This is a genomic window from Bradyrhizobium sp. 142 (genome assembly GCF_023074015.1).
Classification (GTDB): Bacteria; Pseudomonadota; Alphaproteobacteria; order Rhizobiales; family Xanthobacteraceae; genus Bradyrhizobium.
In genome coordinates, this window is record NZ_JADPKQ010000385.1 from 1 (window position 1) to 11,824 (window position 11,824).

Genomic DNA, 11,824 nt, shown 5'->3' on the forward strand with positions numbered 1-11,824 from the left:
CCTCTGGTCCAATGCCCCCGGCGCTCGCGGCCCGGCACACGACTGGCGAACTCGCCGCGTTACGGATCATCGCCGACGAGGTGCGGGCGCGCGCCGCATGTGAACTGTGCGTGTCGGCCATCGCGGCGCGAGCCGGGGTGTCGGCCTCGACGGCACGCAACGCGATCCGGACGGCTGCCCGTTCCGGGCTTCTCCACGTCGAGGAGCGCCGCCTTCTCGGCCGGCGCAATGATCCCAACCGCATCACCATCGTGGATGCCGCTTGGCGGGCTTGGATCGCGAAGGGCGGCCGAACCGGGGGGGGTGCCTTCAAAAAACTCGAGCCCACGGACAGAGGATCTCAGAAAGCGCAATCTTGGAGCGGTCAGCGGCCAGCGGAAACGTCGCAAAGAGCTGCCGGGAGGCAGGGTCGGGCGAGGGCAAGGCCACCTTCCGATTCCGGACCGGGTCCGTCACGGCGAGTGCCATCCATGCGGTAGGCTCATGCACCCGATCGTCATTCCGAACGGCCCGCTGCGCACTCAGTAGCCGTCGAGCACGGCGTACTCGCCACGCGGGCCGAACCGCGGCGCGCTCAGGTCGATGCGGACGCACAGGCGCGTGCGCCTGTCATCGGACTGGCAGTTCGTCAGCACCACGCGGCCTGCGCGGCGTTGCCAGTCCTCGGCCCGCGCCTGGAGCGTCGGCAATGCGACGCGCAGGCGCTCGACTTCGGCGGCGAGGCGGGCGCGTTCCGCCTGACCCCAGAAGGTAGACGCGGCGACGCCGGCAAACTGTGCGCCGGTGGCGCCCAGCACGACGAGGCTCAGAACTGCGGTGAGGCGAAGTGTCAGCCGAGCCGTTGCCTGTCGAACCCCGTGCGTCGCTGCGTCGATCTCACCGCGCGCGTCGTGCAGCGCGGCCACGACCTCGCTGCGCAGTCGGTCGGCCCCGAGCGCGGAGACCGTCGTGTCCAACGACGCGACGCGGTCGGACAGCGTTCCGAAGGCCGGCCCGAGGGCCGACACGTCGAGGGTGAGGGTACGAGGTTTTGCAGCCGCCATCTCGGCCGCCTGTGCGGCCTTGAGCGTCCCCTGCATGTCCTGCCCGAGTCGGTCCACGTCGCGGCGGACTGCCTTGAGCGTGTCGAGCAACTCAATGACGGGGTCGGTTGAGTTCGCGCCGTCCATTGTCGGCAGGGTCCTACGAGTGCTCCGTCTCGGTGGGCGGAACAGGATCCTGTCTCATGGAGAAGATGTGCAGGCGGCCGAGAAGGTCGGTGACCCTTCGGAGGTCCACATCCGGAAGACCGTCGTTGTCGATGATCGAGACCAGCTGCTTGGCATTGGCAGGGCTGTCGTAGGCCCATCGGATCACAACAGCGCCGACGACCTTCGCCTCCCGTTCATCCCTGGCTTGGATTTCTGCCTCCACACGTGCGGTCTCAGCGGCAAGCGCCGTCAGCCTCTGTTCCGGGGTGCGCTTGATGCGCTTCGGCTTGGTCTCGGTCGTGTCCATGTTCGAAGCTCGCTTTTTGAGAGTTGCATTCGAGGGGCGGGCAAAGCTAGGGTTGAGTCCCGAAGGGCGCGGTTACGTCTCGGACTGCGTCCGACACCCGCGGTCCTCAGGGGCTGCGCCCCGCCGGACGGCTTCCCCCCAGTCCGGCGCTTAGGCGCCGGACGTCAGGGTTCCTCACCCTGAAACCGAGCCAGCGTCGGGCCGCTGGACCACGTATGTGCGCACAGGGCGCGGTGACGGGATGGCGCTGTACCGCTTCGAGCTGAAGGTGATCGGCCGCTCCGGCGGGCGTTCGGCCGTCGCCGCAGCCGCCTATCGCTCCGGCACCCGGATGGTCTGCGCCCGCCGCGGCCAAGTCTTCGACTACAGGCGGCGCAAGGGCGTCTCGTCGCGCGAACTCCTCGCTCCCCCAAGCGCACCGGCATGGGCTCGCACGGATCGCCAGAAGCTCTGGCAGATGGTGGAGGCGAGCGAACGCCGGGTCGACAGTAGGCTCGCGAAAGAGGCCGTACTCTCGTTGCCGCGCGAGCTGAGCGTCGAGGATCGCGTCCGGCTGGTCCGCGCGTTCGTCGAGCGGGAGATTGTCGCGCTCGGTCTTGTCGCGGACATCGCGCACCACGACGGACGGACGGGAAAAGACGATCCGGACGGCGGCAATCCGCACGCTCACGTGCTGATCTCGACTCGTCGCGTCGGTCCCGATGGGTTCGAAGGCAAGGAAAAAGCTCTCGACGCTCGAGACACCCTGTTGCATCTCCGTGAAGCGTGGGCTTCGCATCTGAACGAAGCGCTCGAGCGTGCCGGAGCGCCGACGCGGGTCAGCCACCTCTCGCTCGCGGCACAATGCGAGGACGCCAAGGCTGAGGCTGCCGATGCGCGCGCCAGCGGTGACACGGAGAAGGCGGACGAAGCCGACGCAGCGGTTTTCGTGCTTGATCGGAAGCCGGAGCCGAAGCTCGGGCGGGGACACCACCTCCGAACCCGCGCTGGCATTCAGACCGACCAAGGCGAGGCCGTAGACGCGCTCCGGATTGAGCGTGCCCGCCGACAAACGCTGACCGCGACCCTGCGCACGCTGCTCCGAAAGGCCGCGCAGTTTCGGTTGCAACTCGGCGACCGCCTGCGTCAAAGCTTGAGCGAAGGTGCCATGGCCTCGCTGCGGGATACCAACCTCGCGGTGTCGGTGGGTCGCTTGGCACGCGGCGAAGGGGAGCGCCTGACTCCCGATGAGCGCATCAAGGCACAGGAACGACAGCGCGCGTTGAGGCACGAACAAGCTGAGCGGCGCTTGGCTTTGGGAGATGGTGAGCAGGCCTCGGCACGTGAGCGCGACCTGCGTCGAGAGGAGATTGAGCGCCATCGTATCGAACAGGAGTTACTGAGGGTCCGCGCCGTGATGCGGCGAGATCGTGGACGTGGGATCGGCCGCTGAGCGGCCGATCCACGGGCCGGCGCGCTAGTCCCTGCCCCACCCATCGTTCCGAACCGGCTTGCGGGACTTGGGCTTGCGCTTCTGTTCGGCCTTCGGGGTGAGGTTCGGCGGCACCGGAGCCGGAGCCGGCTGAGGAACGACGGGAGCGGGCTTGGCCTCCGCGTCTTTCTTGGCGCGCGCGTCGATGATGAGATCGCCGATGGTACGGTCGAAATTCGGCCCGTCATCGACGTTCGGTGGGACCTTGCACCGACAGGTCAGACACCGGTCAACGCGCACCCGGATCCGCTCAAACGCGCGTTCGTCCTCGGGCGTGATTTCCTTGTTGTCACGCTTGAGGAGCCGCACGCGGTCCCAGGTATCGATCTCGAAATCCTCGATCTCGCATTCCCAGAGTTCGATCCGCACGTCTTCCGGAACGGGGACGCCCGCAACGTACGTCGCGGTACTCAGAAGAAGGGCATTCTCCTTGCGGCACTCCCATGAAAGGTGACCGGCTCTCCTGACCTGTACGAGATATCGACAATCATGAGGGCGCAGCGGGTTTGAAGCTTCCGGCGCAGCGGAGGCATTCTGATCTTTGCGGTCTTCGTTCTGATTGGAGTTGGACATGTGAGGCCCCGGCATTTCCAGTTGCGAGGCCGTCTATGAATATCGCTCTTTGCCGAAAGTACAGAGCGGAGACCATTGGATAAGTGGGCCGGACCGGCAGACAGTATCTTGAAAAAGCTGAGAAATACTGCTACAAGGAGCAAGAACGACATCATAAAGACGGGAGAGACCCGTCACATGTGGAGGGGCATTCGCCACCCCAGTGAAGTCGATGGACTTCACTGGCCACATGTGAATACATTCTTAAAAGTAACCTAATGGAATTTGGCGGCTCGCCAAAGCCCGAATTGGCGGCAATTCACAGTTTCGTGAAGGAGCTGCCTAGGGTGTGGGCAGCCGCGGGGTGGCGTCTTCTGGGCTGTGATAATGACGCTTATCGGAGGTCAAGACGGAGTCGGTCATGGTGGCGCTGTTGGAGCAGATGCTCCGGGACGTGCGCCGGGAGATCGCCGCGATCGAGATGCGCTCGGCCGCGCGGACTGCTGGGCTCCTCGCCCTAATCCGGGATGGGGCCGACACCGCCGAGCAGGACCGGCTGATGTCGGAGGACATGCGCACCCTGGACGGCCTGCGTCAGGAACAGCGGGTGCTGAAGGAGGCCCTGGAACGCCCCGACCTCCCGGCGAGCGCCCAGGATCTGCTCGATCTCGCCGACGCGAAACTACGCCTTGTCCTTGAGGCCCGACTCCAGCTCCAGGACCTGAGGGGTCAGGGATGACCGTCGCGCCCGTCCCGGCCTCATCGCTCCTCGATGACGCGCTCGCGGACGCAGATCGGGAGATCGCCGAGACTGAGCGGCGGCGCGAACGGCAAGTTCACCTCCTCCACGGCCTCGACCCCGGCACGAAGGCGCGGACCTGCGCCGAGCGCCTCCTGTGCGAGATCGACTGGACCCTCTCAATCAACCACACGCACCGAACGCTCATCCAGAACCTGCTGGCGACCGAAACCTCCAACGACGTGGGTTCCCCGTGACCACCCTTCCTACCCCTGTCGCAGAGACCGCAATCGGCCCCGCGCTCGACTTGGAAGCGGTCGCCGCCCGCGCCGCCGGACTCGCTCGGCAGGCGCGCGCCGCTAACACGCTCCGCGCCTACGAGGCCGACTGGCGGGAATTCGCGGGGTGGTGCGCCGCCCGCGGCCTCGAACCGCTGCCCGCCGCCCCGGCCGTGGTCGGGCTCTACCTCGCCGACTGCGCCGACCGGCTGTCGCTCGCGACCCTCGCCCGGCGGGTGAGCAGCCTCGCCGCCCGGCACCGCCGGGCCGGGCTCGGCCTCGACGTGCGCCACCCGGCCGTGGCCGACGTGCTGGCGGGCCTCCGGCGCGAGCGCGGCTCCGCCCAGCGCCGCGCCGAGGCCCTGACCGTGCCGCGCCTGAAGCAGGTGCTCGCCGGGCTCGGCGACGGCCTCGCCGACCGGCGCGACCGCGCCCTGCTCCTGGTCGGCACCGCCGCCGCGTTGCGGCGCTCCGAGCTGGCCGCCCTCGACGTGGCCGACATCGCCGTCCTGCCCGAGGGCCTGCGGGTCACGATCCGGCGCAGCAAGACCGACGCCGAGGGTCGCGGCGCGGTGCTCGCGGTCGGGCGCACGGGACAGGCGACGTGTCCGGCCGCCGCCTACACGGCGTGGCTTGCCGCGACCGGGATCGCCGAGGGGGCGGCGTTCCGCGCCGTCGACCGTCACGGCCGCCTCGGCGGGCGGCTGTCCGGCAACGCCGTCGCGCTGATCGTCCAGCGCCGCGCTGGCGCCGCCGGGCTCGACGCGGCGGCCTATGCGGGCCACTCCATGCGGGCGGGGTTCGCGACCTCGGCCGCCCATGCCGGGGTTGGCGAGATCCGGATCGCTCACCAGACCCGTCACGCCTCGCTCAGCACCCTGCGCCGGTACGTCCGTGAGGGGGCCCTGTTCGCCGACAATCTCGCTGTCGAGATCGGATTGTAGCGCTTCCAGGGCTCTCGTCTGGGACGCCCAGGAGTCCAAAGCGTAAGGCCCGACAAGGAGTTGCGGCTCGGTTATTGAAACGGTTATATTTTCCGCCATATCCTTCCAAGGGCGCGACGTGCTGCCGGATGGAGAGGGCCTTATGGACGTGGAAGAAGACCAGTCGCGCCAGATGGCGATCATCGAGCCCCTGCTGCTCGGCATCCACGACGCCTTGTACGAGGCGGTCGCCACCTACAACGGTGACGGGTACTCGGATGCGGTTCGTGCGCAGCACAGTGATCGCGCTGCCGCGTGCTGCATCTACGACCACGCCGAACGAGCGCTGATGGACCGCTTCGACGGCACGCCTGGGGTGAACTTCCTGGATCGCCGGGGGCTTCACCTGCTCAACTACCGGGATCAGGCGCTGATCCGGGTCAAGAAGGTGAACGGGTTAGGCCAACACGCTAACTACCAGACCCTGCAACAGCAGGATTATGACGACGAGATGCCCCTCCTCGATCTGCCCGAGGCGGCCGTGCGTCTGTATGCGGGCTACCAAATGGATGCCGCCGGGGCCGCGATCGAGCGGGTGATGATTGTCAGGCAGATCGGCAAGGACGTGATCTGGACGGCGCAGGTCACCGCTACGGAAGCCCAGGCTGCGTGGGTGGACATCACGCCGGAGCGGATCCCTGACACTGGTCGGACCGACTTTGAGGCGGCGCGTGCGAGACGAGGACGCTAAGTGACCGACGCGGTCTTCAACGCTGACATGCTGAGACTCGCGCGTGAGGCGCGCGAGATGACCCAGGCTGATCTGGCGAGAGAGGCGTCTGTCACGCAGGCGCTCATCTCGAAGCTCGAACACGGCCTGATCGGCCAACCCTCCGACGAGGTGCTGGGCAACCTCGCGAAGGCACTCCGCTTCCCTACAGCCTTCTTCCATCAGCGCGAGCGCGCGATCGGGTTCCCCGCCTTTCACTACCGCAAGCGCACGAAGCTCGGCGCGAAGCCACTCGCGCGGATCGGTGCGGTCATCAACATCCGGCGTCAGCACGTGGCGAGGCTCTTGCGCTCCTACGACCTGGAAGTCGCCAAGCCGATCCCTCAGATCGACCTGGACGAGAGCGGCCTCACGCCAGAGAAGGTCGCCGAGCGGCTGCGCGCGTACTGGATGCTGCCGCGTGGGCCGGTCGCCTGCGTGGTTGATACGATTGAGCAGGCGGGCGGCATCGTCATCATGACGAGCTTCCACACCAAGCTTCTGGACGGCATCAGCTTCCGTTCGGAGGGCATGCCACCGCTCTTCTTCATGAACAAGGATGTTGCCGGGGACCGCTTCCGTTTCTCGCTCGCGCACGAGCTTGGACACATCGTTATGCACACCGTGCCTGACGACGATCAGAAGATGGAAGAGGAGGCGCACCGCTTCGCTGCGGCTTTCCTCATGCCTGCCTCGGATATCAAATCATATTTGATATCTCCTAAGATTACTGCTCTCGGTAGAGTGAAAGCGTACTGGAAGGTCTCTATAAAAAGCTTGATTAAAAGAACTTACGACCTAAAATTAATTACTGATTCTCAGTACAAAAACATGAATGTTCAGTATAATAAATCTTTCAACGAGGGTGAGCCATACGAAATACAGGTAGAAGAACCTTGGCGCCTTAGAGATATCATCAAGTATCACTGCAACGAGCTTGGATACAGCTTGTCTGACTTGGCGCGCCTTCTGGCTGCGAACGAAGCCGACGTTGAGCGCGCGTATCTCCCGCGCCAGGGCCTACGCCTCGTGGTTTCGAACTGAGTTTTGGGTCCCCTTCTACGTGACGAGGACGCGTGTCCAGTAGGCGTTGTCTCCGCCGCCCTCGACTACGAGAACCCCATGGGTGAGGATATTCACGACGCTGCCACAGCGCTTGCCACGGCATATGCGAACGGCGATGTCTACCGTGCATCGGGCATGGTCCAGCGGGAACATAATGTCTCTGTACAAAAAACTACAAGATGTCCGCAGCGAGGAAGACGTCAAAGATGTTTACATTCAGGCGTTAGGCTTGAAGAAATATACCAAAGGGCTAATTGATATTCGTACGAAGGAAATGTGGTTCGAGGCTAAACATCACGGCAAGGACTCAAGTTATAAGATGTTCACCCAGCTTCTGCATTATGTGCAGGATGGGTTGAATAAAGGGGACGAGTTACCACCGTTCCTGGCAGTAATGGATACTGAGAAGGCGGCTCTGATGAAGACCGCTGATGTTATTCCATTTTTGAAAAAGAAGACGATAAAATGGGGCAAGTCGGCTACTAAATTCCCGAAGGAGGCGCTCGACCAAGTATCCGCGTTCATTGGAACAAGGATGGTCTCGTTCAGGATAGCGACGCACGAAGATGAATTCATCAGTACTGTAAAAGCCGCTCTGACAAAGGGCGATATTATCCGCATTTCGATCACGCCAGATAATTTGAAGCAAGTTTTCGATAAATGGGTCGAGATGATCGGTCGGGAAATCGGCGGTGCTCCGGTAGATAAATATGCCCTTCTCTTTTTCGCCGACATCATGCATGACGGAACCAAGGCGACTCATGAAAACTTGCCGGCCGAACTTCTCCATCAAGGAGAAGCGCCCGTATTTTCCCTCGACGGTAAACTTTATAAACTAGGTAATCGTGAGGGTTACCGTCAGTTCTGGTCAATTTATCACCGCCCACCAGATGAGGAGTATCGCAATTACTTATTAGAGCGTCGCGACTCCCTAATCCCGCTAGACGAGCGTAGCTTCAAGGGCGCTTTCTATACTCCACTCCACGTGGTTGATAAAGCCTACGATAAGTTAGCCGACGTTCTTGGGAAGAACTGGCAGAAGAACTACATAGTTTGGGACATGTGCTGCGGCGTTGGGAACTTGGAAACCAAGCATTCCAACCCGCGAAACGTTTTTATGAGTACATTAGATCAAGCTGACGTCGATGTTATGAAAGCTACTAGAACCTGCGTTTCCGCCACTCGGTTTCAATATGATTATCTCAATGATGACATTACGGCTGATGGCAGAATTGACTATAGCCTCACCAACAAAGTGCCGCCCGCTCTGCGGCAGGCAATCGCCGAAGGTCGAAAGATCCTGATACTTATCAATCCGCCATATGCAGAAGCTGCAAACATAGATAACATCACAAGTTCTCGTGGGAAAAATTCAGAGAGCAAAAAAAGCGTTTCAAAGACGCAGATTGCTAAAACGATCAGTGATTTTGGATACGCTTCGCGCGAACTATTCGTGCAATTTCTAGTGCGGATCGCCAAAGAGATACCAAACGCTACCTTGGCTATGTTCAGTACCTTGAAATATGTAAATGCTCCAAATTTTGAGCCATTCAGGTCGTTTTGGAATGCATCTTATCTCGGCGGTTTCTTGGTGCCTAGCAAAGCATTCGATGGTCTAAATGGGAATTTCCCTATTGGCTTCCTTATTTGGGAAACCGATAATTCCGCAAAAAAGAAGACACCAATTACAAACATAGTTGCGGAGGTTCTTAATAAAAAAGGCGAAGCAATTGGCGAAAAGCAATTCTATAATCTACCAAGTGAGCGATTTCTGAGCAATTGGATTAAGCGGGCAAGGTCTAATAAGGATGACGCCCTGCCCTTGAAAGGCGCGCTCGTGCCAACGACTAGTATTAAAGATGTGCGTGGCACTAAATGGGCAGACGGAGCGATCGGCGGAATGATTGCGCCCGGTGGTGATGTTCAACACGCAAATCTTACCGCCTTGCTATCATCAGGGTACTGTAGCGCAGGCGGTTTTTTCGTCACCAAGGAAAATCTCTGGAAATCGGCAGTTGTGTTTGCGGTACGGCGTCTAGTTAAGCCGTCGTGGCTCAATGATCGGGATCAGTTCTTACAGCCTGATGAGCCTCTTACTGAAGAATTTAAGATGGACTGCTTAGTCTGGATGTTGTTCAGCACACAAAATCTGACGGCTGGCGCGAACGGATTGGAGTGGAATGGTCGCCAATGGAGTCTGGTCAATCACTTTATTCCGTTCACCGAGGCTGAAGTTAATGCACCTGACCGATTTGAATCAGATTTTATGGTTCAATACCTACATAAAAAGAAGTTTTCGGTTGAGGCTTCCGCAGTCTTACGAGCAGGTAAAATCCTTTGGCAAACGTATTTCTCCATCACCGATGTATATAGCGTTCGTCAAAGCCTCAAACTCAATCGCCCCGATGTTGGATGGTATCAGATCCGATCCGCTCTTGGTCGACGCGAGGAACAGAAAGACAAAATCGAAACCGAATTTGCTGTCTTTGACTCAACCTACGAGACGCTGACATCGAAGCTAGCACCGATGATTTATGATCTTGGCTTCCTAAAAACTTAGCGTGCAGCAGCGGCTCATGCTGGTAAGCAAGCAGGCGAGATCTCGGGACACGAGGCGGAGAGAGAACGTTCGTCTCCGCGCTGTCAATCTGCATAGGTATGGGCGCTTAGCGTACGTTTTCGAACATCCTCTGCGATGACCCCGAGTTGGCGTAGACGAAATACCAAAGGTCCAAACCGGGTGAACGACGACGCCTTCACAGATGAGCTGAGATCGGCCCTGGAGGCCCTGATCTCGGAAGCCCGTGCAGCAGGCCCAGGGCGGGTTGTGACCGCGGCCGAGCGCGCTGCGATAATCTGGGTCACGGACCGCCAGGAAGCCCCCGAGGCCGCCCGCCGCGATCTGCCGGTACCAGAGACCGCACGCCGCTTGCAGTAGGATCCCGGCCGCCCTGGCTCCTGTGGTGGGCGACGCGATCTCTCGTTCATGACGGACACCCGTACCCACGACGATCTACGAACTTACAGCCTCCCAGATCCGGACTGGTGCACAACTGCGGTTCAGCCGGCGAGCCGACGCCACCATGGGCGTGCTTTCCAGGCTTCCAGCTCGGCGCGGGCCTGGGCGGTCTCCGCTTCGGCTCTCTTCTCCAAAGCACTCAACTCTACCCGTGATTGAGCCGCTGCGGCATCGGCCAATGCTAATCGCGCTTGCAGCTCGCGCTCGCGACCCCCGGCCTCCTCAACGACCTGGGCGAGTTGCCGAGCGAGAGCGGCGACCTCCCCGACTAAGTGATCGGATTTCTCAGTCTCGGCGCTCCTGTCAGCTACCGCCTGCGACAGAGCTTGCTGCGCCTCTGTGAGAGCCCGCTCGAGCCGTTCGATATGGGCGGTTAGGAAGGCAACGAAGGTCCTTTCGAGAGGGCCTTCGACAGGAGGCTCAGCATCGATTTCGCTTTCATCGAGAGGGGTTTCGACACCTCTCTTGAGAGCCCGCTCAAACTCTTCGATAGGGATCTCTATCCGGGTCCTACCGTCGTTACCGGGGAGCCTACGCCAGCCCTGTCGGCGCACGAGCTGCCGAGCTGAAGCCGGTTTCAGAGAGAATGCTTCCTCGATCTCCGCATACGTCATGATGCGGGACGAAACCCCCTTCGACACCTCGCTCATGACAGCCCCTCGGTCACTCGGAATGAGACGGACGAGAGGGTGTGTCCATAACTCTTTCGAAAGGGTATCTGACCGCCCTTTCGAGACCCCCGTCGAGGGAGGGCTTACCGTAGCCGTGTTGACTGCCTGTGTCGGTACGGGGATGGTGGGCGAATGCCGGACTCGTGCCGGTTCGAGGAGATAACCGCCACGACGGCAACGTAGAAAAAGCAACGGCCCCTCAGGCGCCAACCTGAGAGGCCGTGGACCGATCTCATAGAGACCGGCGGGGGATCAAACACCTCCCGACAGTCTCACGAGCACCCTTAGGGGTCAAGACGGGACGCCAATCCCGTCAACGGTCTTGCTCGTTCTGTGGAAGGGTGTCGCCCGCTAAGGCGATGCTCGCTGCTGTGCCGTGGCCCGCAAGGGCTGGGACATGTTCGCTGAAGAACTTAGGCGCGCCGTCGAGGTTGCGCCCCGGGGCGCGCTGCCCGAGGTGGCGGCGCTGCTGTGGCGCGCCTTCGGGGCGGGCCAGGTGAGTGAGGCCGAGGCCGAGGCGCTGTCGGCGCTGATCGAGGGGCGGACGGTCATCCCGGCCGCGCCCGTGCCGCCGCGAAGGCCTGCTAGCTCCCGGCCGCGGAGCGACGCCCCGCCGGGCCGACCGTCCATCTTCCCCCCGAAACGCCATCAGCGCTCGCCGGATCGCGCTCGGTCACTAGAGCGACGGCGGACCTTGGCTGCCTCTGGTCCAATGCCCCCGGCGCTCGCGGCCCGGCACACGACTGGCGAACTCGCCGCGTTACGGATCATCGCCGGCGAGGTGCGGGCGCGCGGCGCATGTGAACTGTGCGTGTCGGCCATCGCGGCGCGAGCCCGAAA

The 11,824-nt window shown here is 61.8% G+C and carries 11 protein-coding genes and 1 pseudogene; 8 read left to right on the forward strand and 4 right to left on the reverse strand.

The features are described 5' to 3' along the window. Positions 1 to 521: 521 nt before the first annotated feature. Positions 522 to 1,169 carry a hypothetical protein gene (locus IVA82_RS35035; protein WP_247299902.1) on the reverse strand — a complete coding sequence of 216 codons (648 nt, stop codon included), beginning with the start codon at positions 1,167 to 1,169 and terminating at the stop codon, positions 522 to 524. A gap of 13 nt (positions 1,170 to 1,182) precedes the next feature. Further along, a complete protein-coding gene (locus IVA82_RS35040; RefSeq protein ID WP_247299899.1) occupies positions 1,183 to 1,497 on the reverse strand; it encodes a hypothetical protein in 315 nt (104 codons plus the stop codon). Between the two features lie 241 nt (positions 1,498 to 1,738). On the opposite strand from IVA82_RS35040, the gene mobQ reads away from it, so the two are divergent. Beyond that, positions 1,739 to 2,929: a MobQ family relaxase gene (mobQ, locus tag IVA82_RS35045; protein ID WP_247299895.1), complete on the forward strand. Its 1,191-nt coding sequence runs from the start codon at positions 1,739 to 1,741 to the stop codon at positions 2,927 to 2,929. Between the two features lie 24 nt (positions 2,930 to 2,953). Here mobQ and IVA82_RS35050 read toward each other — a convergent pair whose 3' ends face one another. Further along, on the reverse strand, positions 2,954 to 3,337 hold the full coding sequence (locus IVA82_RS35050) for a hypothetical protein (RefSeq protein WP_247330370.1): 384 nt from the start codon (positions 3,335 to 3,337) through the stop codon (positions 2,954 to 2,956). 604 nt (positions 3,338 to 3,941) lie between these two features. On the opposite strand from IVA82_RS35050, the gene IVA82_RS35055 reads away from it, so the two are divergent. From IVA82_RS35055 to IVA82_RS35080, 6 genes are all read left to right on the forward strand, one after another. Then, positions 3,942 to 4,259 (forward strand): hypothetical protein, encoded by a 318-nt coding sequence (locus IVA82_RS35055; protein WP_247299892.1) that lies wholly within the window; start codon positions 3,942 to 3,944, stop codon positions 4,257 to 4,259. Beyond that, positions 4,256 to 4,516 (forward strand): hypothetical protein, encoded by a 261-nt coding sequence (locus IVA82_RS35060; protein ID WP_247299890.1) that lies wholly within the window; start codon positions 4,256 to 4,258, stop codon positions 4,514 to 4,516. The genes IVA82_RS35055 and IVA82_RS35060 overlap by 4 nt, the downstream gene beginning before the upstream one ends. Positions 4,517 to 4,566: 50 nt before the next feature. Continuing rightward, the gene (locus IVA82_RS35065) at positions 4,567 to 5,481 is read left to right on the forward strand and encodes a tyrosine-type recombinase/integrase (RefSeq protein ID WP_247304047.1); all 915 of its coding nucleotides are present in this window, start codon (positions 4,567 to 4,569) and stop codon (positions 5,479 to 5,481) included. A 142-nt stretch (positions 5,482 to 5,623) separates the two neighbouring features. Beyond that, positions 5,624 to 6,211 (forward strand): hypothetical protein, encoded by a 588-nt coding sequence (locus IVA82_RS35070; RefSeq protein ID WP_247299914.1) that lies wholly within the window; start codon positions 5,624 to 5,626, stop codon positions 6,209 to 6,211. Then, on the forward strand, positions 6,212 to 7,273 hold the full coding sequence (locus IVA82_RS35075) for an XRE family transcriptional regulator (RefSeq protein ID WP_247299911.1): 1,062 nt from the start codon (positions 6,212 to 6,214) through the stop codon (positions 7,271 to 7,273). It begins immediately after the preceding gene. Positions 7,274 to 7,448: 175 nt separating this feature from the next. Beyond that, a complete protein-coding gene (locus IVA82_RS35080) occupies positions 7,449 to 9,854 on the forward strand; it encodes a hypothetical protein (RefSeq protein ID WP_247299909.1) in 2,406 nt (801 codons plus the stop codon). A gap of 500 nt (positions 9,855 to 10,354) precedes the next feature. Here the strand turns inward: IVA82_RS35080 and IVA82_RS35085 are convergent, their stop codons facing one another. Then, on the reverse strand, positions 10,355 to 10,963 hold the full coding sequence (locus tag IVA82_RS35085; protein WP_247299906.1) for a hypothetical protein: 609 nt from the start codon (positions 10,961 to 10,963) through the stop codon (positions 10,355 to 10,357). Positions 10,964 to 11,381: 418 nt separating this feature from the next. Here IVA82_RS35085 and IVA82_RS35090 point away from each other — a divergent pair. After that, a pseudogene (locus tag IVA82_RS35090) lies at positions 11,382 to 11,824 on the forward strand (helix-turn-helix domain-containing protein); the annotation flags it as partial.